This is a genomic window from Streptomyces sp. NPDC020379 (assembly GCF_044387105.1).
GTDB lineage: Bacteria > Actinomycetota > Actinomycetes > Streptomycetales > Streptomycetaceae > Streptomyces.
The window spans coordinates 81,635-108,058 of sequence record NZ_JBIRVR010000003.1; the positions used below are offsets into that span (position 1 = coordinate 81,635).

The 26,424-nt window shown below is 72.4% G+C and carries 22 protein-coding genes; 4 read left to right on the forward strand and 18 right to left on the reverse strand.

Translation table 11 applies throughout. From position 1 onward, the window contains the following. Window positions 1-71: 71 nt before the first annotated feature. Entirely contained in the window at window positions 72-1,313 is a 1,242-nt protein-coding gene (locus ACH427_RS05200) for a D-alanyl-D-alanine carboxypeptidase family protein (protein ID WP_398868035.1), read from the forward strand. A gap of 215 nt (window positions 1,314-1,528) precedes the next feature. On the opposite strand, the gene ACH427_RS05205 is transcribed toward ACH427_RS05200, so the two are convergent. The 3 genes from ACH427_RS05205 to trpS form a co-directional block, all read right to left on the reverse strand. Beyond that, window positions 1,529-2,374, reverse strand: coding sequence for a YihY/virulence factor BrkB family protein (locus ACH427_RS05205; RefSeq protein ID WP_398868036.1), 846 nt, complete (start codon window positions 2,372-2,374; stop codon window positions 1,529-1,531). Between the two features lie 45 nt (window positions 2,375-2,419). Continuing rightward, window positions 2,420-3,004, reverse strand: a complete 585-nt coding sequence (locus ACH427_RS05210; RefSeq protein ID WP_398868037.1) for a 2'-5' RNA ligase family protein — start codon at window positions 3,002-3,004, stop codon at window positions 2,420-2,422. A gap of 182 nt (window positions 3,005-3,186) precedes the next feature. Beyond that, the gene (gene trpS, locus ACH427_RS05215) at window positions 3,187-4,200 is read right to left on the reverse strand and encodes a tryptophan--tRNA ligase (protein ID WP_398868038.1); all 1,014 of its coding nucleotides are present in this window, start codon (window positions 4,198-4,200) and stop codon (window positions 3,187-3,189) included. A 100-nt stretch (window positions 4,201-4,300) separates the two neighbouring features. Here trpS and rocD point away from each other — a divergent pair, with 100 nt between their 5' ends. Further along, window positions 4,301-5,509, forward strand: a complete 1,209-nt coding sequence (gene rocD, locus ACH427_RS05220; RefSeq protein ID WP_398868039.1) for an ornithine--oxo-acid transaminase — start codon at window positions 4,301-4,303, stop codon at window positions 5,507-5,509. Between the two features lie 241 nt (window positions 5,510-5,750). On the opposite strand, the gene ACH427_RS05225 is transcribed toward rocD, so the two are convergent. Genes ACH427_RS05225 through ACH427_RS05235 form a run of 3 tightly spaced genes read right to left on the reverse strand, consistent with a single transcriptional unit; the run spans window position 5,751 to window position 7,488 of the window. Continuing rightward, the gene (locus ACH427_RS05225; RefSeq protein ID WP_398868040.1) at window positions 5,751-5,924 is read right to left on the reverse strand and encodes a hypothetical protein; all 174 of its coding nucleotides are present in this window, start codon (window positions 5,922-5,924) and stop codon (window positions 5,751-5,753) included. A gap of 55 nt (window positions 5,925-5,979) precedes the next feature. Further along, a complete protein-coding gene (locus ACH427_RS05230) occupies window positions 5,980-7,164 on the reverse strand; it encodes a glutathionylspermidine synthase family protein (RefSeq protein ID WP_398868041.1) in 1,185 nt (394 codons plus the stop codon). Window positions 7,165-7,170: 6 nt separating this feature from the next. Continuing rightward, window positions 7,171-7,488 carry a hypothetical protein gene (locus tag ACH427_RS05235; RefSeq protein ID WP_398868042.1) on the reverse strand — a complete coding sequence of 106 codons (318 nt, stop codon included), beginning with the start codon at window positions 7,486-7,488 and terminating at the stop codon, window positions 7,171-7,173. A gap of 121 nt (window positions 7,489-7,609) precedes the next feature. Between ACH427_RS05235 and ACH427_RS05240 the strand changes: the two genes are divergently transcribed. Continuing rightward, entirely contained in the window at window positions 7,610-8,431 is an 822-nt protein-coding gene (locus ACH427_RS05240) for a hypothetical protein (protein WP_398868281.1), read from the forward strand. A 349-nt stretch (window positions 8,432-8,780) separates the two neighbouring features. Here the strand turns inward: ACH427_RS05240 and ACH427_RS05245 are convergent, their stop codons facing one another. Further along, window positions 8,781-10,214, reverse strand: a complete 1,434-nt coding sequence (locus ACH427_RS05245; protein WP_398868043.1) for a PLP-dependent aminotransferase family protein — start codon at window positions 10,212-10,214, stop codon at window positions 8,781-8,783. A 47-nt stretch (window positions 10,215-10,261) separates the two neighbouring features. Here ACH427_RS05245 and ACH427_RS05250 point away from each other — a divergent pair, with 47 nt between their 5' ends. Continuing rightward, window positions 10,262-10,738, forward strand: coding sequence for a carboxymuconolactone decarboxylase family protein (locus tag ACH427_RS05250; protein ID WP_398868044.1), 477 nt, complete (start codon window positions 10,262-10,264; stop codon window positions 10,736-10,738). 54 nt (window positions 10,739-10,792) lie between these two features. Here the strand turns inward: ACH427_RS05250 and ACH427_RS05255 are convergent, their stop codons facing one another. From ACH427_RS05255 to ACH427_RS05305, 11 genes are all read right to left on the reverse strand, one after another. After that, the gene (locus ACH427_RS05255; RefSeq protein WP_398868045.1) at window positions 10,793-11,761 is read right to left on the reverse strand and encodes an ABC transporter substrate-binding protein; all 969 of its coding nucleotides are present in this window, start codon (window positions 11,759-11,761) and stop codon (window positions 10,793-10,795) included. After that, complete coding sequence (locus ACH427_RS05260; protein ID WP_398868046.1) at window positions 11,748-13,790, reverse strand: ABC transporter permease; 2,043 nt, start codon at window positions 13,788-13,790, stop codon at window positions 11,748-11,750. Before ACH427_RS05260 ends, ACH427_RS05255 begins: the two co-directional genes overlap by 14 nt. 40 nt (window positions 13,791-13,830) lie before the next feature. Next, entirely contained in the window at window positions 13,831-14,889 is a 1,059-nt protein-coding gene (locus tag ACH427_RS05265) for a glycine betaine/L-proline ABC transporter ATP-binding protein (RefSeq protein WP_398868047.1), read from the reverse strand. Continuing rightward, window positions 14,886-16,457 carry a GMC family oxidoreductase gene (locus ACH427_RS05270; RefSeq protein ID WP_398868048.1) on the reverse strand — a complete coding sequence of 524 codons (1,572 nt, stop codon included), beginning with the start codon at window positions 16,455-16,457 and terminating at the stop codon, window positions 14,886-14,888. The genes ACH427_RS05265 and ACH427_RS05270 overlap by 4 nt, the downstream gene beginning before the upstream one ends. 63 nt (window positions 16,458-16,520) lie before the next feature. Continuing rightward, window positions 16,521-18,023 carry an aldehyde dehydrogenase family protein gene (locus tag ACH427_RS05275; RefSeq protein WP_398868049.1) on the reverse strand — a complete coding sequence of 501 codons (1,503 nt, stop codon included), beginning with the start codon at window positions 18,021-18,023 and terminating at the stop codon, window positions 16,521-16,523. A gap of 187 nt (window positions 18,024-18,210) precedes the next feature. Continuing rightward, window positions 18,211-19,167 (reverse strand): hypothetical protein, encoded by a 957-nt coding sequence (locus ACH427_RS05280; RefSeq protein ID WP_398868050.1) that lies wholly within the window; start codon window positions 19,165-19,167, stop codon window positions 18,211-18,213. A gap of 12 nt (window positions 19,168-19,179) precedes the next feature. Then, on the reverse strand, window positions 19,180-19,713 hold the full coding sequence (locus ACH427_RS05285) for a hypothetical protein (protein WP_398868051.1): 534 nt from the start codon (window positions 19,711-19,713) through the stop codon (window positions 19,180-19,182). Next, complete coding sequence (locus ACH427_RS05290; protein ID WP_398868052.1) at window positions 19,710-21,326, reverse strand: hypothetical protein; 1,617 nt, start codon at window positions 21,324-21,326, stop codon at window positions 19,710-19,712. The genes ACH427_RS05285 and ACH427_RS05290 overlap by 4 nt, the downstream gene beginning before the upstream one ends. Before the next feature lie 168 nt (window positions 21,327-21,494). Further along, a complete protein-coding gene (locus ACH427_RS05295) occupies window positions 21,495-22,484 on the reverse strand; it encodes a malate dehydrogenase (protein ID WP_398868053.1) in 990 nt (329 codons plus the stop codon). 1,236 nt (window positions 22,485-23,720) lie between these two features. Beyond that, on the reverse strand, window positions 23,721-24,737 hold the full coding sequence (locus ACH427_RS05300) for a helix-turn-helix domain-containing protein (RefSeq protein ID WP_398868054.1): 1,017 nt from the start codon (window positions 24,735-24,737) through the stop codon (window positions 23,721-23,723). 388 nt (window positions 24,738-25,125) lie between these two features. After that, complete coding sequence (locus ACH427_RS05305) at window positions 25,126-26,346, reverse strand: NADP-dependent isocitrate dehydrogenase (protein WP_398868055.1); 1,221 nt, start codon at window positions 26,344-26,346, stop codon at window positions 25,126-25,128. Window positions 26,347-26,424 lie beyond the last annotated feature (78 nt).

Below are 26,424 nucleotides of genomic sequence, written 5' to 3' on the forward strand. Positions count from 1 at the left end.
GGTCCCAGGGCGGCACCCGCACCGGTGAGGCACCATCCACAGGCCATGGACGTCGGGGTACGTTCACGGACGTGCCGACGACATCACACCCCCCGCGGTACGCCGCGACGCGCCGCTACCGCCCCGCCCTCGCGGCGGCCGCCTCGTTGCTCCTCCCGCTGCTGACCGCCGCTCCCGCCGCCGCCGACAACCCGGCCGACGGCAAGGGCGCCCCCAAGACCCCGCCCGCCCGGATGTCCACGGTGGGCGGCGAACTGCTCGGCAGGCCCGGACCCCAGGTGCAGCTGGGCCCGGGCGCGCCGCAGCTGCCGCAGGGCCTCAGCGGCCGCTCCTGGCTGGTCGCCGACGCCGAGTCCGGCGAGATCCTCGCCGCGAACAACGCGCACTGGCGGCTGCCCCCGGCCTCCACCCTGAAGATGCTCTTCGCCGACACGGTGCTGCCGAAGCTCCCCCGCGACAAGGTGCACAAGGTGGTGCCCGCCGATCTGGAGGGCATGGGCGCGGGCAGCAGCGCCGTCGGCGTCCGCGAGGGCTCCTCCTACACCGTCCACGACCTGTGGCTCGGCGTCTTCCTGCGCTCCGGCAACGACGCGGTGCGGGTGCTGTCCACGATGAACGGCGGCGTCCCGCAGACCGTCAGGGACATGCAGGCCCACGCGGACGAGCTGCAGGCGAACGACACGCACGTCGTCAGCCCCGACGGCTACGACGAGGAGGGGCAGGTCTCCAGCGCGTACGACCTGACGCTCTTCGCCCGCTCCGGGCTCCAGAAGGCGGACTTCCGCGAATACTGCTCGACGGTGACCGCGCAGTTCCCCGACGAGGAGAAGAAGGGCGAGAAGCGGACGTCGTCCACGATCGTCAACACCAACCGGCTCCTCACCGGACAGGGCGTACCCGCGTACAAGGGCATGGCCGGGGTGAAGAACGGCTCCACCACGAACGCGGGCAACACCTTCACCGGCGTCGCCCAGCACGACGGCCGCAAGCTGCTGGTGACCGTCATGAACCCGGAGAAGAGCGAGCAGTACGAGGTCTACACCGAGAGCGCGAAGCTCCTCGACTGGGGCTTCGAGGCGGCCGGGCACGTCAAGCCCGTCGGCACGCTCGTGGCGCCGAAGTCCTCGGCGGGCAAGTCCGGCGACCGCACACAGCCGTCCGCCGACCGGACGCAGGCTTCTGTCGCCGGGTCGGGTGGGGGCATGTGGACGGCGATGGGCATCACCGGGGCCGTCCTCGTGATCCTCGCGGTCGCGGGCTTCATGATCCACCGGCGGCATCCGCTGCCGGATCTCGTGCGGCGTAAGAGGTAGCCGGGGTGGTGGGTGCGGGCCGCTTACGCCTGCGGCGGGCTTTTTCCCCAGCCCCGCCCCTTCCCGAAACCGGGGGCAAGCCCCCAGACCCCCGCGACACGGCTTCGCCGCGTTGTCGTCAAATGCCGGACGGGCTGGATATCCAGCCCGTCCGGCATTTGAGGACGCGCCCGCAGGGCGCTCCCGCCGCAGGCGGCAACGAAACCCGCAGCCGATCACGCCTCCCGCGACGGCGTCGCGGTCCACGCCGCGCAGAAAAGCAGAAGCTTCGCCGTGAAGTTGATCCACAGCAGCAGAGCGATCGGCGTGCCGAACGCGCCGTACATGCTCTTCGCCGCCACGTGCTGGAGATAGCCGCTGAGCAGCAGCTTCAGCAGCTCGAAGCCGACCGCGCCGATCAGGGCCCCCACCAGCAGGCGGTGCCGGCCGGGGTGGACGCCGGGGAGGCGGGTCAGGACGTAGAGCATCAGGACGTAGTCCGCGAGGACGGCGATGCAGAAGCCCAGCGCCGTGAGCAGCCCGCCGACGCCCTGGAGGCCGGCCCGGTGGACCACCCAGCCCACCGCCGCCGAGGCGAACGCGGAGCAGCCCAGCGACACCAGGGCGACCCCGCCGAGCCCCAGCAGGACGCCGCCGTCCTTCAGGCGCAGCAGGACGGGGTTGCCGGGGTTCTCCTCGTACTCCCACACGGCGCGCAGGCACTCCCGCAGGGAGCCGACCCAGCCGAGCCCGGTGAAGAGCAGCGCGGCGCCCGCGAGAACGCCGACGGTGCCGGCGTTGTCGACCAGGCCGCTGAGGTCGAGCTGGCCGGAGATCCCGGGCACCTGCGCGGCGAGCTTGTGCTCCAGGTCCTGCATCTGCCGTTTGCTGAGCACGGCCGCGCCGACGGCGGCGCCCACGGTGAGCAGCGGAAAGAGCGCGAGGAAGCTGGTGAAGGTGATCGCGGCGGCCAGCCGGGTCCACTTCACTCGGTCGAGGGTCTCGTAGGAACGCCATGCGTGCGTGCGCATGAGGCGGGCGATCAGAGGCCCGATCCAGGGCAGCCCGGTCAGCCATTGCATGGACCCACACATTGCCACGTGCGGGCCCCGCGAACCCTCCGGGACTCAGCGGGACGGGGCCGGGGGGAAGGCCGCGCTCGACTGGGTGGGGACGGCGCTCTCCACCGGCGCCCCGAAGGGATACTCGCGCTCCAGGCGCCACACCGCGTCGTCACCCTGCTCGTACAGCGCGAAGCCGGTGACCGTCCAGGCGGCCTCGAAGTCCGCCAGCTCCGCGTAGGCCCGGTCCATCGCCTCCTCGGCGATGCCGTGGGCGATGGTCACATGCGGGTGGTACGGGAACTGGAGCTCGCGGGCCACCGGACCGGAGCCGTCGCGGATGCGCTTCTGGAGCCAGGCGCAGGAGGACGAGCCCTCCACCACGTTGACGTAGACCACGGGTGACAGGGGGCGGAAGGTGCCGGTGCCGGACAGGCGCATCCGGAAGGGGCGGCCGAGGGCCGCGACCTCGGCGAGGTGCTGCTCGATCACGGGCAGGGCCGAGGCGTCGACCTCGGTGGGCGGCAGCAGGGTCACGTGCGTGGGGATGCCGTGCGCGTGCGGGTCCCCGAAGCCCTCGCGGCGCTTCTGGAGGAAGCTGCCGGACGGCTCCGGGACCGCGATCGAAACGCCGAGCGTTACGGTCCCCATTGCGTTCTCCCTCCTGTGCGCCTGCGTGTCCCCGTGGCCAGTGTGACGGCTGGGCCGCCCCCGGTGCCAGGTCCCCTGGTCCGCGCCCGGGGCCCACGGTCCCGGGCGCGCGTCCGGCCGCCACCGGTTCGCCCGGCGCTCGGTCGATGCCTGCTGCGTACTCGCCGTGCTCAGTCGTTCCCTCAGTGCTTCGCGGGCAGGAAGCCCATCCTGTCGTACGCCTGCGCCAGGGTCTCGGCGGCGACCGCGCGGGCCTTCTCGGCGCCCTTGGCCAAAATCGCGTCCAGCGTCTCGGGGTCGTCCAGATATTCCTGCGTACGGGCGCGGAAGGGGGTCACCCACTCCACCATGACCTCGGCGAGGTCGGTCTTGAGCGCACCGTAGCCCTTGCCCTCGTACTTCTGCTCAAGTTCCGGGATTCCCGTGCCGGTGAGCGTGGCGTAGATGGTCAGCAGATTGCTGACGCCCGGCTTGTTCTCGGCGTCGAAGCGGATCACCGTGTCGGTGTCGGTGACCGCGCTCTTGATCTTCTTCGCGGAGACCTTGGGCTCGTCGAGCAGGTTGATCAGGCCCTTGGGGGTGGACGCCGACTTGCTCATCTTGGCGGTCGGGTCCTGGAGGTCGTAGATCTTCGCCGTCTCGCGGACGATGTGCGGCGAGGGCATGGTGAAGGTGTCACCGAAACGGGCGTTGAAGCGCTCGGCGAGGTCACGCGTGAGCTCGATGTGCTGACGCTGGTCCTCCCCCACCGGAACCGCGTTCGCCTGGTAGAGCAGGATGTCCGCGACCTGGAGGATGGGGTAGGTGAACAGGCCCACCGTGGTCTGGCTCGCGCCCTGCTTCGCCGACTTGTCCTTGAACTGCGTCATCCGCGACGCCTCGCCGAAGCCGGTGATGCAGTTCATCAGCCAGCCCAGCTGGGCGTGCTCGGGCACATGGCTCTGCACGAAGAGCGTGCAGCGCTCGGGGTCGAGCCCGGCGGCCAGCAGCTGGGCGGCCGCGGTACGGGTGTTGGCGCGCAGCTCCTTGGGGTCCTGCGGCACGGTGATCGCGTGCAGGTCGACGACCATGTAGTAGGCGTCGTGGGTCTCTTGCAGCGCCACGTACTGCCGGACGGCACCGAGGTAGTTCCCGAGGTGGAACGAGCCTGCGGTGGGCTGGATACCGGAGAGAGCGCGCGGACGATCGAGGGCCATGAGCACATTCTCTCAGGTGCGCAACCGGACTCGGCCCCGCGGTGCGGACGGGGGTGTAGAAAAGCCACAGCAGCCTGCCCCGCACACCGGAACGGAGCACATGGTGACATCCACGGAACGCAGCATCGCAGCCGCCGAGGCCCACAGCGCGCACAACTACCACCCGTTGCCGGTCGTCGTGGCCTATGCGGAGGGCGCGTGGATGACCGATGTCGAGGGGCGGCGCTTCCTCGACATGCTCGCCGGCTACTCGGCCCTCAACTTCGGCCACGGCAACCGCAGGCTGATCAACGCGGCCAAGGCGCAGCTCGATCGGGTGACACTCACCTCGCGCGCCTTCCACCACGACCGCTTCGCCGACTTCTGCACCGAGCTGGCCGCGCTGTGCGGCAAGGACATGGTGCTGCCGATGAACACCGGCGCGGAGGCGGTCGAGACGGCCGTGAAGACCGCGCGCAAGTGGGGCTACCGCGTCAAGGGCGTGCCGGACGGGCGGGCGAAGATCGTCGTGGCCGGGAACAACTTCCACGGCCGCACGACGACGATCATCAGCTTCTCCACGGACGAGGAGGCCCGCGCCGACTACGGCCCGTACACCCCCGGCTTCGAGATCGTGCCCTACGGCGACCTCCCCGCGCTGGACGCGGCCGTCGACGAGAACACCGTGGCCGTGCTGCTGGAGCCCATCCAGGGCGAGGCCGGGGTGCTGGTGCCGCCCCCCGGCTATCTGCCGGGCGTGCGGCGGCTGACGGCCGAGCGCGGGGTGCTGTTCATCGCGGACGAGATCCAGTCGGGTCTCGGCCGCACGGGCCGGACCTTCGCCTGCGACCACGAGGACGTGGTGCCCGACATGTACGTCCTGGGCAAGGCGCTCGGCGGCGGGGTCGTGCCGGTGTCCGCCGTGGTGGCCTCCCGCGAGGTGCTGGGCGTCTTCCGGCCCGGCGAGCACGGCTCGACCTTCGGCGGCAACCCGCTGGCGTGCGCGGTGGCGCTGGAGGTCGTGGCCATGCTGCGGTCCGGCGAGTTCCAGCAGCGCGCGACGGAGCTCGGCGATCACCTCCACCACGAGCTCGGCCTGCTCGTGGGCGGCGGCGCGGTGGAGGCCGTACGGGGCCGTGGACTGTGGGCCGGCGTCGACATCGCCCCTTCGGTGGGCACGGGGCGGCAGATCTCCGAGCGGCTGATGGAGCGGGGGGTTCTGGTCAAGGACACGCATGGGTCGACGATCCGGATCGCTCCGCCGCTCGTGATCAGCAAGGAGGATCTGGACTGGGGGCTGGAGCAGTTGCGGGGGGTTCTGGCGGCGTAGGCGGGCGCGCGACCCTGCGGGCGCTTCCCCGAACCGGGGCGCGTGCCCCAGGCCCCCGGGTACGGTCCGATCGGCGCCTGGTGCGGGCTTTTTCCCCTGCCCGCCCCTTCCCGAACCGGGGCTGTCGCCCTATGACCCCGCAACACGGCTTCGCCGCGTTGTCCTCAAACTCCCCCAGCTACCTCCCCCGGACGGAGTCTGGGGAGTTTGGGGACGCGCCCGCGCAAGAAACCGCCACCCGCTACGCGTCAAAGTTCCGGTCGAAGATCTCCCGCGCCTTCCACTCCTCGATCTCCGCGTCCACCTTCTTACGGCGCTCGCGATCGTCCGCCTTCTCCCGCTCCTGGGCCGCCTTGGACTTCGTCTGGTCCTTCTTCCCCGCCGCCTTGTCCCGGGACTTGTCTCCACCGGCCATCGCGCTCACTCCTCTCGCGGCCAGGCTGACACAGGCCCCGATCACCCGCATCTCGTCAGCGGATGACGTGCGGCAGGAAGCGCGCGTAGCCGTCCGTGACCAGGCCGGCCGACTCGCGGATGCCGAGGCCGGCGGGCTCGCCGTCGACGGTCCAGGCGCCGAGGACGACGTGGTTGCCGTCGAAGCCGGGCAGGGGTGCCAGCTCCTGGAAGCAGCACGGTTCGCCGGGGGTGGGCGGGGCGGCGCCCGGCGGGTGGACGGTGACGCCCGCGCCCTCGCGCCCCAGGAGCGGCTTGGCCACGTAGCCGCGCGCGGCGGCGAGCTCGCGGGGGCCGTCGAGGTAGGCGGGCAGCAGGTTCGGGTGACCGGGGAAGAGCTCCCACAGGACGGCGAGCAGCGCCTTGTTGGAGAGGAGCATCTTCCAGGCCGGTTCGATCCACAGGGTGGAGCCCGTACCGCCGCCGTTGTCGAGGGTGTCCAGGGCGTGCCCGCCGAAGCGGTCGGTGGCCAGCCACTCCCAGGGGTAGAGCTTGAAGCAGGCGCGGATGAAGGCGTACCGCTCGTCGACGAAGCGGCCGGAGAGCGGGTCCCAGCCGATGTCCTCCATCGCGATCGCCCGGGTGTCGATCCCGGCCTGCGCGGCGGTCTCGCGCAGATAGGCGACGGTCATCAGGTCCTCGCCGATCTCGTCGCCGACGGAGTGCGCGAAGTACAGCGGGGCGCCGGGCGGCAGCAGGTCCGCCTGGCGCCGCCAGGCGTCGACGAGGCGCTCGTGGAGGGAGTTCCACTGGTCGCCGTCGGGGAAGCGGTCCTCCATCCAGAACCACTGGGCGCTCGCCGCCTCCACGAGCGAGGTGGGCGTGTCGGCGTTGTACTCCAGCATCGTGGCCGGGCCTTGCCCGTCGTAGCGCAGGTCGAACCGTCCGTAGACGGACGGGAGTTCGTCCCGCCGCCGCCAGGACTCCGCGACCAGGCCGGCGAGCCGGGCGTCGGTGATGCCGAGGTCGGCCAAGCGGTCGTGGTCGACGATGTGCGCGGCCGCGGCCAGGCACATCTCGTGCAGCTCCGCCACGACGGCTTCCAGCGCCTCGACCTCGGCGAGCGAGAAGGAGTAGTACGCGCTCTCGTCCCAGTACGGGCGCAGCGAGCCGTCCGGGTGCCGGGTGAGGGGATAGACGACGCCCTGTTCCTCGACGATGGTTTGCCAGCCGGGGCGGGCGGTGGTGCGGTGGCGGCGCACGGCCGGTCAGCCGCCGCTCGAACCGGAGCAGCCGAAGCCGCCGCGGTTCACGGCGCTGCTCTTGTCGAACGTGCCGCCGCCGGTGTACGTGCCGGACTTGCCGCTGTTGTAGTACCAGGTCCCCGCCGGGCGGCCGGTGGTCTTGTCCGAGCACGCCTTCCGGTCGAGGACGCGGTAGCCGCCCTTGGCCACGTCGTAACTCTTCGGGTCCACGCAGCGCTTGTCCGGCTCGGAGCCGCAGGAGGTGAGGGCCGCCGCGAGGGCGCCCATGCTGCCGAGTACGACCGTGGAGGAGCGCAGGCGCCTGCGCGCTTTCTCCGCCATGTTTCCGACCCCCGTCAGAATGCGTTCCGTTCAGCGGGTTCCCGCTGAGGCGTTCACCCTAAAGGGGGAAGATGTGTGGCCGGCCGCCGGGCGGCCTACAGTTCGGAGCGTGCTTCTTGGGATGCTCTGCGCGCTCGGTTCGGCGGTCTGCTTCGGCACCGCGTCCGTCCTCCAGGCCGTCGCCGCCCGGGCCTCCGCGCCCGGCAGCGGCTCGGGCGTGGACCCGGTGCTGCTGCTGCGGGTGCTGCGGCAGTGGCGCTATCTGGCCGGACTCGCGCTCGACGGCCTGGGCTTCCTGCTGGAGCTGGTCGCGCTGCGGTCCCTGCCCATCTACGCCGTGGGCGCCGCCCTCGCCGCGAGCCTCGCGGTGACGGCCGTGGTGGCCTCCCGGGTGCTGGGCGTACGGCTCAGCGGCGTGGAGTGGGCGGCGGTGTGCGTGGTGTGCGGCGGGCTGGCGATGCTCGGCCTCGCCTCGGGCGCGGAGGGGCACCGTACGGGCTCCACGGCGCTGCGCGTGGGCACCCTCGCCGTCGCGGCCGCCGTCCTGGGCCTGGGCGCCGCGGCCGGCCGCCTGCCGGGGCGGGCACGGGCGGCGGCGCTCGGCCTGGGCGCGGGCATCGGCTTCGGCGTCGTGGAGGTGGCCGTCCGCCTCATCGACGACTTCTCGGTGCGGGGTGTGCTCACGAATCCGGCGGTCTACGCGTTGTTGCTGGGCGGGGGTGCGGCGTTCCTGCTGCTGACGTCCGCGCTTCAGCGGGGTTCTGTGACGGCGGCCACGGCGGGCATGGTGATCGGGGAGACGCTCGGGCCGGCCCTGGTGGGGGTGGCGTGGCTGGGGGACCGGACGCGGGCCGGTCTCGAACCGCTCGCTGTGGCGGGGTTTTTGCTGGCGGTCCTGGGGGCGCTGACGCTGGCGCGGTTCGGGGAGGTGGGGGGTGAGTGATCTTTCCGCCTGCGGCGGGCTTTTCCCCACTGCGGCCGCCCCCGAACCGGGGCACGCGCCCCAGGCCCCCGGGCTGCGGGCCGGTTGGCGCCTGCGGCGGGCCTTTCCCCTACCCGCCCCTTCCCGGAACTGGGGGGGCAAGCCCCCAGACCCCCGCGAACGTCGCGCGCCCCGGAACCGGGGCTGCGCCCCAGACCCCCAGCAACACGCTTCGCGCGTTGTCCTCGAACGCCGGACGGGCTGAGTTGTCGTCCGGAACGGACCCTGAACGTCCCCTCCGGCACCCACCACAAACCAGCCCGGCCAGCGCTTGAGGCCACCCGAACCGCAACCACCGACAACCCGCCCCCTACCCCGCCGGCAAAACCCGCAGCAAGGCTGCCAACGCCCCCTCGAACCCATGCGCCGGCGGCGTCGCATACCCCACCACCAAGCCATCCGGCCCAGGCCCAGGTCCAGCCCCCGCCGGCACCCCCCGGCGGAAGCGCGAGAGCCCGTCGAGCGCCAGCCCCTCCCAAGCCGCGGCCCGCACCGTGTCCTGTTCCGTGCCCTCCGGCAGGGAGAGGACCGCGTGCAGCCCCGCCGCGATCCCGGTGACCCGGATATGGGGAGCGTGCGCGGCGAGCACGGACACCAGCTGGTCGCGCCGGCGCCGGTAGCGCAGCCGCATCGCGCGTACGTGGCGGTCGTACGCGCCGCTGGTGATGAGCTCGGCGAGAGTGAGCTGGTCGAGGGCGCCCGAGCTCCACTCCCCCGCGCGCTTGAGCGCGATGACGTCGCCGACGAGGTGCTCGGGGAGGACCATCCAGGCCAGCCGCAGTCCGGGGGCGAGGGACTTGCTGGCGGTGCCGAAGTAGACGACGTTCTCGGGGCGCAGTCCCTGGAGGCAGCCGACGGGATGGCGGTCGTAGCGGAATTCGCCGTCGTAGTCGTCCTCCAGGATCAGTCCGCCGGTGCGCACCGCCCAGTCGACGACGGCCGCGCGCCGGTCGGGGTGCAGGGGCACGCCGGTGGGGAACTGGTGGGCGGGGGTGAGGAGGACGGCCCGCAGGTCCTCGTGGTCGGCCAACTCCTCGACACGGGCGCCGGATTCGTCGACGGTCAGCGTGGTCGTGCGCAGCCCGTGCCGGTCGAGCGCGTCGTGGTGGAACCAGAGCCCGTACGCCTCGACGCCCAGCTCGCGCGTCCCGCGCTCGCGCAGCACCCGGCTCAGCAGGGCCAGGCCCTGGGTGAAGCCGGCGCAGACGACGATCCGCTCCGGGTCCGCGCGCACGCCGCGTGCGCGCGAGAGATAGTCCGCGAGGGCGGTCCGCAGCTCGGCGCGGCCGCGCTCGTCGACGCGGCCGAACGCCTCGGCGGGCGCCGCCGCGAGCGCGCGCCGGGCGGCGCTCAGCCACGCGGCGCGCGGGAAGGCGGAGACGTCGGCGGTGCCGCCACGCAGGTCGTGGACGGGTCGCGGGCGTGTCCGGGGCACGGGCGAACGGCGCGCGGGAGCGCCGGGTTCCGCGCGCGGTGCCACCCGGGTGCCGGAGCCCTGCCGGGCGGTGAGCCAGCCCTCGGCGACGAGCTCGCCATAGGCGTCGGCGACGGTGTTGCGGGCCAGGCCGAGGTCCGCCGCGAGCGTGCGGGAGGCGGGCAGGCGGGTGCCGGGGGCGAGCCTGCCCGTGCGGACGGCGTCGCGCAGGGCCCGGATCAGCGAGGCCCGTACGCCGCCGGGCCCGGTCAGGTCGAGGTGCAGGTCGGCGCCCGCGCCGTCGCCGGAAATGGCCCACGTTCTCTCCACGGGAATGGACCATACCTGTGGGCTGCCCGCGCCGTAACGTCGTAGGCATGACGAACGAGAACACGCACAGCCACAGCCCCCGGATGTTCCTCCACCAGCTCGCCCCCGAGGTGCAGAAGGCGATGATCGCCCTGCACAAGGCCGCCACGAAGGGCCTGGAGCCCTCCCTCGTCGAGCTCGTCCAGATCCGCGCCTCGCAGCTGAACCACTGCGCGTTCTGCCTGGACATGCACACGAAGGACGCGCGCAAGGCGGGCGAGACGGAGGAGCGGATCTTCCTTCTGTCCACGTGGGAGGAGGCGCAGGGCTTCTACACCGAGAAGGAGCGCGCGGCCCTCGCCCTCACCGAGGCCGTCACCGTCCTGACGGACGGCTTCGTGCCGGACGAGGTCTACGAGCGCGCCGCGCGCCACTTCCCCGAGCAGGAGCTCGCGCACCTGATCTCGGCGATCATCACGATCAACTCATGGAACCGCATCGCCGTGACGACCCGGCTGGCGCCGGGCGCGTACGACCCCAGCTGACGGGCCGGGACGGCACGGGGGTCCGTCCCGGCCGGCCGGCCGGGGCCGCGTCCGCTAGGGCAGCCACCGCTTCCAGACGTCCGGGTGCTCCTTGACCCACCGCTTCGCCGCGTCGTCGGCGGAGAGCTTCTCCTCCGCGATCATCTGGGCCACTTCGTTCTGGTCCTGCTTGGTCCAGTTGAAGTTGTGCAGGAAGCGGGCCGCCTTGCCGCCCTTGCGCGTGAAGTCGGCGTTGAGGAACTTCTTCAGCGACGACGTCGGGTACGCGCAGTCGATGGTGGAGGGATCCGCCGTGCCCTTGTCCGCGCAGGCGGTGGTGTGCTCGGGGAGCTTCACCTCCACCATCGGCACCTCGTTGAAGAGCCACTGCGGCTCGTACCAGTAGGTGAGGAAGGGCTTCCTGTCCTTGGCGAACTGCTTGATCTGGGTGATCTGCGCGGCCTCGGAGCCGGCGAAGACCACCTGGTAGTCCAGGCCGAGGTTCTTCACCAGCGCCTTGTCGTTGGTGACGTACGACGGGGAGCCGTCGAGCAGTTGGCCCTTGCCGCCGCTCTCGGGAGTGCGCAGCTGGGGCGCGTACTTGTTGAGGTTCCTCCAGTCCAGGACGTCCGGGTGGGCATCGGCGAAGTATTTGGGGACGAACCACCCGATGTGCCCGGTGACCCCGAGGTCGCCGCCGGGCGCGATCGTCTTCTTGTCCTTGACGTACCGCTGCTCCTGGTCCGGGTGGCCCCAGTCCTCCAGGATCGCGTCGACGCGGCCCTGGCTGAGCGCGTCCCAGGCGGGCACCTCGTCCACCTGCACGGTGTCGACGCGGTAGCCGAGTTCGTGCTCCAGCAGGTAGGTGGCGACGGCCGCGTTGGCCCGCGCTCCCACCCACGACTGCACGGACAGCGTGATGGACTTCGTGCCCTGGGCGTTGGCGTACGGCGAGGACTGCTTGGTCATGTCGGCCGCACCGCAGCCGGTGGCGGCCAGCAGGCAGAGCGCGCCCGCCGCCACGATCCACTTACGCGCCTTCACGGGAGCCTCCCTTCTTCGTCGGCTGCGTGACCCGGTCGAGCATCAGGCCCATGCAGACGATCGCCGCGCCCGCGACGAGGCCGGTGGCCAGGTCGCCCTGGGCGAGGCCGAAGACGACGTCGTAGCCGAGCGCGCCGCCGCCGACGAGGCCGCCGATGATGACGACGGACAGCACCAGCACGACCGCCTGGTTGACGGCCAGCAGCAACTGCGGGCGGGCCAGCGGGAACTGCACCTGGCGCAGCTGCTGCCCGCTGGTCGCGCCCAGCGAGCGCGCGGACTCCAGCGCGCCGGGGTTGACCTGCCGCAGGCCCTGGCTGGTGATGCGGACGACGGCGGGCAGCGCGTAGACGATCGCGGCCGCCGCGGCCGGGGCCCGGCCGACGCCGAAGAGGGCGACGACGGGGATCAGATAGACGAACTGCGGCATCGTCTGGCACACGTCCAGGACCGGGCGCAGCAGCCGCTCCACCCGGGCGCTGCGCGCGGCGGGCACGGCGATGGCGAAGCCGAGGACGAGCGTGACGGCGACGGCCGCCAGCACCTGGGAGAGCGTGTCCAGGGAGATCTCCCAGCGGCCGAGCACGCCGATCGCGGCCAGCGCGAGCACGGCGGTCAGCGCGGTGCGCCAGGTGCCGATCAGCCAGGCGAGCGCGGCGACCAGCAGCAGCGCGCCCCACCAGGGGAGTGCCTGGAGGCCGTCGCGCAGCGGGTCGAGGATCCAGCCGGTGTAGTGCGCGGCCCAGTCGGCGGTGCCGCCGACGCCGGGCAGGCCGGAGTAGAGGTGGTCGACCATCCAGTCCTTGGCGTCGTTGACGGGACCGGCGATGGCGACGTTCCAGCTGTCGGGCCAGTTGAGCGCGGAGAGCGCCCGCCCGCCGAGGGCGACGGCGGCGGTGCCGGCCGCGACGATCAGCCAGGCCGTGCGGCCGCCGGTCCGCCTACCGGTGGCGCGGCCTTCGGCGCCCGCGGCGGCCGTGGTGCGGTCCATGACGATCGCGAGCAGCACGATGGGGATGCCCGCGGCCAGCGCGCTGCCGACGTCGACGGTCGACAGGGCCTGGTAGACGCGGTCACCGAGGCCGTCCGCGCCGATGACGGACGCGATCACGGCCATGGACAGGGCCATCATGATGGTCTGGTTGACGCCCAGCAGGAGTTCGCGGCGGGCCAGCGGCAGGCGTGCGGTCAGCAGCCGCTGCCGGCCGGTCGCGCCGAGGGACTCCACGGCCTCCATGACGCCCTTGTCGGTCGAGCGCAGACCCAGGGCGGTGAGGCGGGCCATCGGCGGGGCCGCGTAGACGACGGTCGCGAGGACGGCCGGTGCCACACCGATGCCGAAGATCAGCACGACGGGCATCAGGTAGGCGAACGCGGGCAGCGCCTGCATGGTGTCGAGGACGGGGCGCAGGGCGCGGAACGTACGGTCCGAGAGACCGGCCGCGAGGCCCAGCAGCGCGCCCACCGCGACGGACGCGGCGACGGCGACGATCATCAGCGCGAGCGTGCGCATCGTGGGCACCCACATGCCGAGCAGCCCGCACACGGCGAACGACACGACGGTGGTGACGGCCACCCGTACGCCCGCGACCCGCCAGGCGAGCAGCGTGGCACCGGCGGCGACGCCGGCCCAGCCGAGGGCGAGCAGCACGGTGTAGACGGCGTGGACGGCGTCGATGATGCCGCCGCTGAGGTAGCCGAAGAAGTACAGGAACAGCCAGTGGCTGTCGCGGTTGTCGATGATCCAGTCGTTGGCGCGGCCGAGCGGCCCGCTCAGGTCGACGGTCAGCGCGTGCGGCCAGCCGCCGCTGCCCCAGAGGGCGGCGGCGAACGGCACGAGCACGGCGGCGGCGACGGCGAGCACGAGCAGCTTGCGCGCGGCGGGCCGCTCGCGCAGGGCCTGCCGGACGGCGGACGCGCGGCCGGCGGGCTCGGCGGCCGCGGGCTGCGGGCGCGCGGCGGGCTTGGCGCCCGCGGCGGCGGACGCGGCCGGACGGGCGGAAGCGGGAGGGGAGACGGTGGTGCTCATGCGCGGCCCCTTCCTGTCATCCGATGGGTGGTGAGTGCGTTCACGCGGCCGCCTTCCGGTCCAGGCCCGCCACCACGCCGAGGAGGGCCTGGCTGTCGACCACCCCCAGGCAGCGGCCGCCCTCGACGACACGCGCGGGGGCGCCCGTGCGGGCCACCGCCTCGATCGCGTCGGCGACGGTCGTCGCGGGGGTGAGCGCGGCGCCCGAGTCGGCCTCGCCCGCGCGGGCGGGGCGCATGGCGCGGCGGACGGTGAGGACCTGCTCGCGGGGGACGTCGCGGACGAAGTCCCGTACGTAGTCGTCCGCCGGGGAGCCGACGATCTCCTCCGGGGTGCCGCACTGCACGACGCGCCCGGCGCGCATCAGCGCGATCCGGTCACCGACGCGCAGCGCCTCGGACAGGTCGTGGGTGATGAAGACCATCGTGCGGCCCTCGTCGCGGTGCAGGCGGACCACCTCCTCCTGCATGTCCCGCCGGATCAGCGGGTCGAGCGCGCTGAACGGCTCGTCGAACAGGAGCACTTCGGGGTCCGCGGCGAGCGCGCGGGCGAGCCCGACGCGCTGCTGCTGACCGCCGGAGAGCTGGGTGGGGCGGCGCCCCTCCAGCCCGGCGAGGCCGACCTTCTCCACCATCTCGCCCGCCTTGGCCCGGCGTTCGGCCCGGCCGACGCCCTGGATCTCCAGGCCGTACGCGACGTTGTCGAGGACGGTGCGGTGCGGGAGCAGGCCGAAGTGCTGGAAGACCATCGCGGCGCGGTGCCGACGCAGTTCGCGCAGGGCGCCGCTGTCCATGCCGCGGACATCCTCGCCGTCGATGGCGATGGTGCCGGACGTCGGCTCGATGAGCCGGGTCAGGCAGCGCACCAGCGTGGACTTGCCGGAGCCGGAGAGGCCCATGACGACGAAGACCTCGCCCTGGCGAACGTCGAAGGACACGTCGCGGACGGCGACGGTGCAGTTCGCCTGCGCGCGCAGGTCCTCGGGCGAGAGGTCGGCCAGCGGGCCGCCCGGCACGCGCTCGGCCTTGGGCCCGAAGACCTTCCAGAGGTCGCGGACGGAGAATACGGGCGCGTCGGTTGTGCCACTGCCGCCGTTCATCGGGCATCACCCCTGCCGGTATCGGAGACAAGCAGCTCCGCGCACTTCTCCCCCACCATCAGGACGCCGATCATCGGGTTCACGGCGGGCATGGCCGGGAAGACGGAGGCGTCGGCGATCCGGACGCCCTCCAGGCCGCGGATCCGCAGCTCGGGGTCGACGACCGCCTGCGGGTCGTCGGCGGCACCCATCCGGCAGGTGCCGGCGGGGTGGTAGACGGTGTGCGCGACCTTCCGCGCGTACTCGCTGATCTCCTCGTCGGAGGTGATCTCCGGGCCGGGGCAGACCTCGCGCTTGAGCCAGCCCGCCAGCGGCTCGGTCCTGGCTATCTCCCGGGCGATCTTGATGCCGTCGACCAGGGTGCGGGCGTCGTAGTCCTCCTCGTCCGTGAAGTAGCGGAAGTCGAGGGCGGGCTTGACGGCCGGGTCGGCGCTGGTGAGGTAGAGCCGGCCGCGGCTGCGCGGCTTGGGGATGTTGGGCGTCATCGACACGCCGTGCGCGGGCTTCTCGTAGCCCAGGCGCTCGGGGTTGTCGGTGAAGGGGATCTGGTAGAAGTGGAACATCAGGTCGGGGCCCGGGGATTCGGGGTCCCGGCGCACGAAGAGCCCCGCGTCGGAGTCCATCGCCGAGTTGTCGGGGATCGGCCCGTCGGTCTCCCAGACGATCACCGACTCGGGGTGGTCGAGGAGGTTCTCGCCGATGCCCGGCAGGTCGTGGACGGCGGGTATGCCCAGCGCGTCCAGGTCGGCCTTGGGGCCTATGCCCGAGTGCATCAGCAGGCGCGGGGTGTCGACGGCCCCGGCGCACAGCAGCACCTCGCGGCCCGCCTCGACGAAGATCTCCTCGCCGTCCTTGGTGCGCACGTGCACGCCGGTGGCGCGGGTGCCCTCCAGTTCGAGCTTGTACGCCCAGGTCTCCAGCAGGATGCGGAGGTTGGGGCGGTCACCGGCCTCGATGTGCGGGTGGAGATAGGCGACGGACGCGGAGGAGCGCTTGTTGTTCTCCGGGTGGTACGCGAGGTCGAAGAAGCCGACGCCCTCGTGGAAGGGCTTCTTGTTGAAGCCCTCCACGCGCGGCACCCCGATGGCGGCCTGCGCGGCCTCCACGAAGTCGCGGGCGATGGCGTTCCGGTCCTTCTCGTCCACGGCCACGATGTTGTTCCGCAGCCGGGCGAAGTACGGCTCCATGGACGCGGCGTCCCAGCCCTCCGCGCCCGCGGCCACCCACTCGTCCCAGTCGCCGGGCAGCGGCTTGAAGGAGATCAGGGTGTTGTGCGAGGAGCAGCCGCCCAGGACCTTCGCCCGGCTGTGCCGGATGTGGGAGTTGCCGCGCGGCTGCTCGGTCGTCGGGTAGTCGTAGTCGAGGTCGCCGCCGAGGAGACCGAGCCAGCGGCGCAGCGTGAGCACGTCGGGGCGGTCGATGTCGGTCGGGCCGCCTTCGATGACGACGACGGACGTGCCGGGGTCCTCGGCGAGCCGGGAGGCGATCACCGATCCGGCGGTGCCGCCACCGACGACGACGTAGTCAGCGGTGATCTTCGCGCGGGTCTCTTCGACAGCGGGGGGCATGGGGGTACTCCTCGGAGGGCAGGGAAGGTTCTTCGCGTGGCGTCTCGTCAGGTGGGGCGGGCGTCAGCCCGCGAACCAGCGGACGGGCTCGGGGGCGAGGTTCTGGTAGATGTGCTTGGCCTCGCGGTATTCGGCCAGGCCCGCGGGGCCGAGCTCGCGGCCCGTGCCCGACTTGCCGAAGCCGCCCCACTCCGCCTGCGGCAGGTAGGGGTGGTAGTCGTTGATCCACACGGTGCCGTGGCGCAGCCGCCCGGCGACCCGGCGGGCCCGGCCGGCGTCCTTGGTCCACACGGCGCCCGCGAGCCCGTACTCGGTGTCGTTGGCGAGCTCGACGGCCTCGTCCTCGGTGCGGAAGGTCTCGACGGTGAGGATCGGCCCGAAGGTCTCCTCCCGGACGACCTTCATGCCGCGGTGGCAGCGGTCGAGGACGGTCGGCGAGTAGAAGTAACCGGTCGCGGGGCGGACGGCGTTCGGCTCGGGCTGGCCACCGCCGCAGCGCAGCGCGGCGCCCTCGGCGAGCGCGGAGGCGACGTACGCCTCGGTCTTGTCGAGCTGCGCGGCGGAGACGAGCGGGCCGCACTCGACGCCCTCCGCGGTGCCCCGGCCCAGCTTGATCTTCTCGGCGCGGCGGGCGAGTTCGGCGACGAAGCGCTCGCTGACCGACTCCTCGACGATGAGGCGCGAGCCGGCCGAGCAGACCTGGCCGCTGTGGATGAACGCGGCGTTGAGGGCCTGGTCGACGGCGGTGTCGAAGTCCTCGTCGGTGGCGCAGGCGTCGGCGAAGACGACGTTGGGGTTCTTGCCGCCGAGTTCGAGGGCGACCTTCTTCACGGTCGGCGCGGCCGCCTGGGCGACCTTGACGCCGCTGGTGAGGCCGCCGGTGAAGGAGACGAGGTCGACGTCCGGGTGCTCGGACATCCGGGCGCCGACGGGGTCGCCCGCGCCGGTGACGAGGTTCGCGACACCGTCGGGCAGACCCGCCTCGGCCAGCAGCCGGACGAGGTGCACCGTGGAGAGCGGGGTGACCTCGCTGGGCTTGATGACGAAGGTGTTGCCCGCGGCCAGGGCCGGGGCGATCTTCCAGCTCGCCTGGAGCAGCGGGTAGTTCCACGGGGTGATCAGCGCGCAGACGCCGACCGGCTCGTGGACGACGACGCTGTGCACCTCGTCCGAGCCCGCGTCCACGACGCGGCCCGCGCCCTCGCCGATGACGAGGTCGGCGAAGTAGCGGAAGGCGTTGGTGACATCGTCGACGTCGACCCGGCCCTCCTCCAGGGTCTTGCCGGTGTCCCGGCTCTCGGTCAGCGCGATCTCCTCGCGGTCGCGCTGGAGCAGGTCGGCCACGCGCCGCAGCAGCGCGGCCCGTTCGGCGACGGGCGTCCGCGGCCAGGCGCCGTGGTCGAAGGCGCGGCGGGCCGCGGCGATCGCGGCGTCGGTGTCGTCGGCACCACCCTCGGCCACGACGGCCAGGGTCTTGGCGTCTGCGGGGTCGAGGACCTCCCGCTGCGCGCCGGACGCGGCGGCACGCCACACCCCGTCCACAAGGATGGTCTCGACTGACGACATGCTCTTCTGCCTTCCGGTCCACTGGGCGCTCACTACCGCGCCAGGCCCTCGCGGGGCCCGGCAACGAGGCGCGCCTAACCAGAAGGCGGAAACATATGCCACTTCTTTCGCGAAGAGTGACGGGAGTCACTTATGCGGGCCCGACGGCCCGCCGCCGCCAAGGGGCGGTGGGCCGTCAGGACCGCGGTCAGCCTCCGCTCGCGCAGTATCCGGTCGGGCAGAACGAGCCCAGCAGCACCGCGTAGACCCGCGCGTACGAGGACCACTCGTCGTCGGGCCCGGTCACCAGCAGGACGTACATCTGGTGGTCGGGGGCTCTCACGTCACGCAGGACGACGTGCCGGGTGCCGCCGTCACGGGTGTAGGTGTACTCCAGCTCCGCCTGCGAGCCGTCCGATGTCTGGCCCAGCCCGAGGCGGCGGTAGCCCGGGTTCTTGGACATCGTCGCCTCGAGCGCCGCGGCCGCCTCGGCCGGTGTGCTCTCCGGTCCGTTCTGCCGGTAGACCTGGATGAAGTTCTGGCCGTCGGGCGCGGAGCGGTAGAACACGCTGATGCCGTCCGCGGTGCGGTGCCAGCCCTGGGGCACGTCGAGCGTGATCCCCGAGGAGTCGCTGACCCGCTGGTATCCGGCGGGAGCGGCACCCGCGCCGCCGGAGGAACCGGAACCGCCGGAGCCGTCGGCCGAACCGGAGGAACCGGCCGACCCCGAGGTGCCGGTCGATCCGGAGGAGACCGAGTAGCCGCCCGAGCCGCCCGTCGGCGCGTCCGGTGTGGCACCGGTGCCGCCGCCCATGGTGACCGCGCCGCCGGTGCCGCCCGTGGTGCTCACCCCGCCGTCGCCCAGGCCGGGCGTCGCCGGGGCGGTGGAGGTGGTGCCGCCCGGCCCGGAGGCGTGGTTCCCGCCGTCGTCCCGGGTCAGCTTCCAGACCCCGAAGCCGATGCCCGCCACGAGCACCACGCCCGCCACCGCCCCGGCCAGGATCGCCTCGCGCGAGGGGCCCCGCGGCGCGCCGGCGCCCGAGGAGACCCGGACCAGGGGGAGGTCGGGCTCGGTCGGCTCATACCCGGCGGAGGAGTGCGCGCCGCGCGGTGGCGGCTCGTCGTCGTCCACCCACTGCTGGAGATCCGCGTCCCAGCGGCTCACGTGACCGCCCCCTCACGCCAGCAGCTGACTGATCGCCTGGACGACGGCGAGCGCCGACGCCAGGCCCGCCGCCACCGTGGCGCCGCCGGTCAGCAGGGACCGCAGCCGCTCCAGCCGGGAGCGGTCGGCCCGGCCGGTGCGCGTGGCCTCCTCCTCCAGATCGGCGAGCTCACCCTCGACCTCGTCGACGCCGTCGCCCTCCGCCCGCGCGAGCAGCGGTAATTGACCGCGCAGATCCCGTACCGCCGCGAGCAGCGCGGGCGGTACGGGCAGCGGCTCGCGGGACGCGTCCAGCGCGGCCGCCTGCTCCCCCGCGGCCACCGCTCCGCCGCCCAGCTCCCCGACGACGACGCTCCCTTCGCCGGGCGCCCGGTGCGGGACGGGAGCCGGTCCGTCCCCTCTCGTGGCGGGCCGGGTGGTCCGCTCCGAGCGGTCCTCCGCGCGCGCCCCGCGGCCGCTGGCGGCCGCGCCGCCGGTCATGCGGCCGATGGCGATCCCGCCACTCTTTTCCCCGGCCCTGTGCTGCTGATCCCTGGCCTCTTTCATGATCCCCCGCTTGGTGTGCCGCTCTTGGCCGACGCCCCGGCCCCGCTGGCGACCGCGCCGCCGCTCATCGAGCCGATGAACACGCCACCCTCGCTGACCTGGACGAAGTGCTGCTCGAACTGGTCGGTCTCATAACCCTGCGCGCGCAGGGCGTCCCGTACGCCGCTCGCGATGCGGTCCTGGACCGTCTTCACATAGCGGCTGATGTCCATCTCCTGGAACAGCGACAGCGTCTGTGTGCCGGCCAGCTCCCGCACCGAGGTCGCCGGGCCGTCCGGGATCCCGTACTGCGGCATCATCAGCCAGGTGCGGAAACCGGAGACGGCGGAGCTCACCGTGGAGACGGCGGAGGCGAACCCGGCCGCGGGCCCGCTCAGCAGGGCACGCAGCCCGTCGCGCAGGAAGTTGTCCCCGCCGCGCGCCACGATCACGTCGACCGCGCGGAACTCCGGCTTGATGGGCATCAGCACGTGCGGCACGACCTCCAGGACCAGCATGCCGCCCTGGGTGTGCACCCGGACCAGGATGGTCGCCACGACCTGTTCGTCCCAGGCGCCGACGCGGATGCGCAGGAAGTAGCGACGGGCCTCGCCGCCCTCGTCGACGGACTGCGCGAGGTGCCGCAGGACGGTGCCGCCCCCGTAGTCCACCTCCGGTCGCGGCGGGCCCACCGGGAGATAGACGAACTCCTCGATCTCCAGATCCTTCAGCCGGTCCCGGCTGGTCTGCGCGGCGCTCTCCCGCAGCGCCTCCAGCCGGGGCCGGATCAGCTCGACGACCGTACGGGCGGTGAAGGGCGCCGGGCCCGTGGGCTCCTGGCCGGCCTCCGGGCGCCGCTTGAGCTCCAGGGCGAGCGACCAGGGCTCGTACGGCCGCCCCATGCCGAGGAACGGGCGGCCCGAGTCGTAGATGGTCAGCCCCGCGTACTGCTCGCGGTCGATGGCCTTGGCGATCCGCCGGTGGTGTTCGGTGGACGGGAACGCCCGGTCGCGCCGCGCGAACTCCTGACGGCTCAGCTCGGCGCGCATCACGTCCGCGACGCGCGTACGGTGCGCCCAGACGGGGAGGGCCAGCAGCAGCGGGAAGACGATCGAGATCCAGCTGCCCGAGCCGGTGCAGAGCCGCAGCAGCGCGTACGCCCAGTAGGCGAGCGCGAGGACCACCGGGACCGCGGGTATCAGGACCCGCACCTGCCCCTTCATCGCCTCGCGCATGGTGCGCTTGTCGACCACGTACACGGACGAACCGCGCCCACCGGCGGCAGCGACCCACCACTGCACGAAACAGACCACCGCGTACAGCAGGGCCCACAGCGGAAAGCCCATGCCGACGCCGGGGTCGACGGCATCGTCGGCGGTGCCGACCTCGATGCCGATGAACAGGCCCCAGAGCAGAAGGAGCCACAGCGCCGTCTGCGCGTCCTGTGCGCGGGCGCGCAGCGCGTGCGCGAGCACCGGCACGATATCGACACCGAGCGAGGGCGCTATCGGGCGCTCCTCGTGCTCCACCAGCTCTTCGATGACCCGGCGGCGGAATCCGATGTCCAGGTAGGCGCCCGCGCAGAGAAGTCTCGTGGCCTCTGTGCGGGACTCACGTCCAACAGGAGTTGACATACGTCCCCCGATTGTCGAACTCACCTGCTCTTGAGCAGGAGTTGACACTCTTTCGGAGAACTCAGAATATGCCGAACGGCCCGCCACCGTCCCCGTCGGGGAACGAATGGCGGGCCGGAATTCGACGCGTACAGGCGTACGTCTGAACGCCCGTACGAAAAGGGTCGATCAGATGAGGCCGAGGGCGCGCACCGCGTCGCGCTCCTCCACGAGCTCCTGCACGGAGGCGTCGATGCGGGTGCGGGAGAACTCGTTGATCTCCAGGCCCTGGACGATCTCGTACGTGCCGTTCTTCGTGGTGACCGGGAAGGAGGAGATGATGCCCTCGGGCACGCCGTAGGAGCCGTCCGACGGGATACCCATCGAGGTCCAGTCGCCGGCGGCGGTGCCGTTGACCCAGGTGTGCACGTGGTCGATCGCGGCGTTGGCGGCGGAGGCGGCCGACGAGGCGCCACGGGCCTCGATGATCGCGGCACCGCGCTTGGCGACGGTCGGGATGAAGGTGTCGGCCAGCCACGCCTGGTCGTTCACGACCTCGGCGGCGTTCTTGCCGGCGACCTCGGCGTGGAAGATGTCCGGGTACTGGGTGGCGGAGTGGTTGCCCCAGATCGTCAGCTTCTTGATCTCGGAGACCGGGGTGCCGGTCTTCTGCGCCAGCTGCGAGATCGCGCGGTTGTGGTCCAGGCGCGTCATCGCGGTGAAGCGCTCCGCCGGGACGTCCGGCGCGGCGGCCTGGGCAATCAGGGCGTTGGTGTTGGCCGGGTTGCCGACGACGAGGACCTTGATGTCGTCCGCGGCGTGGTCGTTGATGGCCTTGCCCTGCGGCTTGAAGATGCCGCCGTTGGCCTCCAGCAGGTCACCGCGCTCCATGCCCTTGGTACGCGGGCGGGCGCCGACCAGCAGCGCGACGTTCGCACCGGCGAACGCGACGTTCGGGTCGTCCGTGATGTCGATGCCGCGCAGCAGCGGGAAGGCACAGTCGTCGAGCTCCATGGCGGTGCCCTCGGCGGCCTTGAGGCCCTGCGGGATCTCCAGCAGACGGAGCTTGACCGGCACGTCCGCGCCGAGCAGCTGGCCGGAGGCGATGCGGAAGAGCAGCGCGTAGCCGATCTGACCGGCCGCGCCGGTGACGGTGACATTGACGGGAGTGCGGGTCATGGCGATCTCCTGCTGCGAACTGGGGTTGGGTGTCCCTGCCCATTTGTGGGGATCTCTCTCGGTGTCAAGAGATCCGGCGTCAGGCTATCCGACGCGACGGCGGGGGAACGCCGGGGTGGGTGTGGAACGCGACTCATTGCACCGGGTCCTGGAGCCGGACGGGCTGGGGGTGTCCCGGCTGCCGGGTGCGTCGGCTGACGCGGGTCCTCGGAGCCGGACGGGCTTGTGGGGTGTCCCGACTGCCGGGTGCGTCAGCTCACGCGCAGCCGATCCTGGAGCCGGACGGGCTGGGGGTGTCCCGACTGCCGGATACGTCGGCTGACGCGCAGCGCCTGCGGCGCAGGTCCTCAAACGCCGGACGGGCTGGAAGGGCGCGGACCGCCGGTCTGCAACCTGACCCGAGTGCTCGGCTGACGCCCAGCGGGTCCTGGAGCCGGAGGGGCTGGGGGGTGTCCGGACTGCCGGGTGCGTCGGCTCACGCGCAGCGCCTCCGGCGCTGTCCTCAAACGCCGGACGGGCTGGAAGGGCGCGGACCGTCAGTCTGCAACCTGACCCGGGTGCTTCGACTACGCGCAGCGGGTCCTCAGAGCCGGACGGGCTATGGGTATCCCGACTACCGGGTACGTCGGCTCACGCACAGCCGACCCTAGAGCCGGACGGCCTGCGGGTGCCCCGACTGCCGGATGCCTCGGCTGACGCGCAGCGCCTGCGGCGCTGTCCTCAAACGCCGGACGGGCTGAAGGGTGCGGGTAGCCGGGCCACGTCCAGGCTCTCAGGCTGCCACCCACGCGGAGTGGATCCTCGGAACCGGACGGGCTCGAAAGGATGCGGGCGGCCGACCGGCTGCGGCAGTGCGTCCACTGACGCGCGGCGCCTCCGGCCTCGGACGGGGTACGCGTAGGCGGCAGCCGCAGGGATCCAGCCACGAACGGCAGGCCCAGCGCGGGCCTCGCCCTCCCCCCTCTGCCAGGCGACATCTCACGCTCACCCCCTCCAGCCCGTCCGGCGTTTGAGGACCTGCGCCGCAGGCGCTGCGCGTCAGCCGACGCACCCGGCAGCGCCGGGACACCCACAGCCCGTCCGGCTCCGAGGACCCGCGTCAGCCGATGCATCCGGCAGTCAAAACACCCGCGTGAGCCGACGCTCGTGAACGGGAGCAGGGCGGAGCCCAGGAGGGAAGCCGGGGGACGGAGCCCCGCAGAGGGCGGAGCCCAAGGGCACACCACACCCGCGCGGCTAGCGCTGCGGCTTCGTGCACCCCTTCGAGCCCGTCAGAAGCGTCGCGCACGCCGTCGCCTGGTCCGGGGCCGAGACCGTCACCATGGGGGTGTAGCCGTCGGCCGTGTGGCCGGGCGTGGCGCCGACGCGGCCGGCCTCCGTGCGGGCCGGGGCCGAGGCCGTCGGGCGGGAGTTTATGCGGATGGCGTCACCGCTCGCGGCCTGGGTGATGCGGCCCCACGCCGCCCGGCAGACCTCGCTGTAGCGCACCTCGACGTACGACGTGCCGACCGTCGCCGAGCCGGCCGTCGTCGCGCGGGCGCCGCCGCAGCCCATCGCCTCGGGGTCCTTGCCCGCGCAGCTGTCACCGGCGCACTTCACCCCGGTCGGCAGGTCCGCGGAAGCGCCGGCGGCGGGCGAAGCGGCGGGCGGCGCCTCCGCACCCTTGTGTGTGCCGCCGCCCGTGCCGAGCAGCAGCGCGGCAGCGGCGACGACGAGGAGGGCGCCCACGACGCCGGTGACGAAGAGCGCGGCCCGGCGGCGCGGGCGCTGCCCGACGGGGATGGCCTTGGCGCGGTAGTCGGGCGGCCGGGGCGAGCGCGGCACGGACGGGGCGGACGTGCCGCGCGCCTCCGGGGCCTCACAGCAGAGCGGCGGCTGCGGCGGCTGCTGCTGCGCCGACCGCGCCGGCGGGCCGAACTCGCCCAGCGCGGCCCGCGCCTGGGCGACCCGGACGGCCTCCATCGTCACATCGTGCCGCAGCTCGGCGCGGCTCCAGGCCCGTTCGGCCAGCTCCCACATGGTGCTCAGATGCCCGACGTCGGCGCCCGTCACCTCGGCGAGGGCCTCGGCGGCGCCGAGCGGCGGCAGCAGCCGCCCGTTCAGATACCGCTCCCAGGACGTCTTGCTGTAGCCGGTGCGGTCGGCCACGGCACCTAGGCCCAGTCCGCTGCGTTCGACGAGTCTGCGCAGCTGTTCGGTGAATTCGCCGACCTGTGGGTCGAGTTCTTCCGGTAGCGCCCTCCAGCGAGGCATTGTCGTCCCCCTGTTCCCCCGATGCGTACGGTTGTCCCCCGCGGTCCCGGTGCCGGCTACCCAAGGGGATGCCACACACCAGCATGGCAGTTCCCAACCCGGGGGCGCACGGTGGCATTTGGGGTGATCAGCCGGACGATATGCACCCTTGCCGCGCCGGGGGCGCAACTGGTACGGAACAGGGACCTCGTCCCAGAACCGTCACTTCCCGGCCACAGCAGGCTTGAAGATCTTGCTCGGCTCCGTTCCGATCACGATTCTCATCTCGGGCGGTGTCCCGTTTTCCCACGGGGGTGGAAGAGGGGGCACCGTGGCCGCTCACCCGGCAGGAGGCGGTCCGCGGCACCCGGCCAGGGTGGTGCGGACCGCCTCCTCGCGCAAGGGGCGTTCAGCGGGCGGCCATCCGCTCCCCGAGCTTCTCGTCCAGCGCGTCCAGGAACTGCTCCGTGGTCAGCCAGGGGGTGTCCTTGGAGATCAGCATCGCCAGGTCCTTGGTCATCCGGCCGCTCTCGACGGTCTCGACACAGACCCGCTCCAGCTCCTCCGCGAAGGCGGTGACCTCGGGGGTGCCGTCGAGCCTGCCACGGTGGGCGAGGGCGCGGGTCCAGGCGAAGACCGAGGCGACCGGGTTGGTCGAGGTCGGCTTGCCCTGCTGGTGCCGGCGGTAGTGCCGGGTCACCGTGCCGTGCGCGGCCTCGGCCTCCAGGGTGCGGCCGTCGGGCGACATCAGGACCGAGGTCATCAGGCCCAGCGAGCCGAAGCCCTGCGCGACGATGTCGGACTGCACGTCGCCGTCGTAGTTCTTGCAGGCCCAGACGTAGCCGCCCGGCCACTTCAGCGCGGCGGCGACCATGTCGTCGATCAGCCGGTGCTCGTAGGTGAGCCCCGCCCGCTCGAACTCCGCCCGGAACTCCGCGTCGAAGACCTCCTGGAAGAGCTCCTTGAACCGCCCGTCGTACTTCTTCAGGATGGTGTTCTTCGTCGAGAGATAGACGGGGTAGCGGCGGGCCAGGCCGTAGCGGAACGAGGCGCGCGCGAAGTCGCGGATCGAGTCGTCGTGGTTGTACATCCCGAGCGCCACCCCCGGGCCCGGGAAGTCGTGCACCTCCACCTCGACCGGCTCGGAGCCGTCCTTCGGGGTGAAGGTCATGGTGAGGGTGCCGGGGCCGGGGATCTTCAGGTCGGTCGCGCGGTACTGGTCGCCGAAGGCGTGGCGGCCGACGACGATCGGCTCGGTCCAGCCCGGCACCAGCCGCGGCACGTTCGCCATGATGATCGGCTCGCGGAAGATCACCCCGCCGAGGATGTTGCGGATCGTGCCGTTGGGCGAGGGGTACATCGCCTTGAGGCCGAACTCCTCGACCCGTGCCTCGTCCGGCGTGATCGTCGCGCACTTCACGCCGACGCCGTGCTCCTGGATGGCCTTGGCGGCGTCGACGGTCACCTGGTCGCTGGTGGCGTCGCGGTGCTCGATCCCCAGGTCGAAGTGCTTCAGCTCGATGTCGAGGTAGGGAAGGATCAGCTTGTCCTTGATGAAGGACCAGATGATGCGGGTCATCTCGTCGCCGTCGAGCTCGACGACGGGGTTGGCAACCTTGATCTTGGCCATGGGGAGATCTTCGTCCCGCGCGGTCGGACAGTCACGTACCCCACGCGCGCGCTTTCCGCCGGGTGCGGCTCGTTCCAT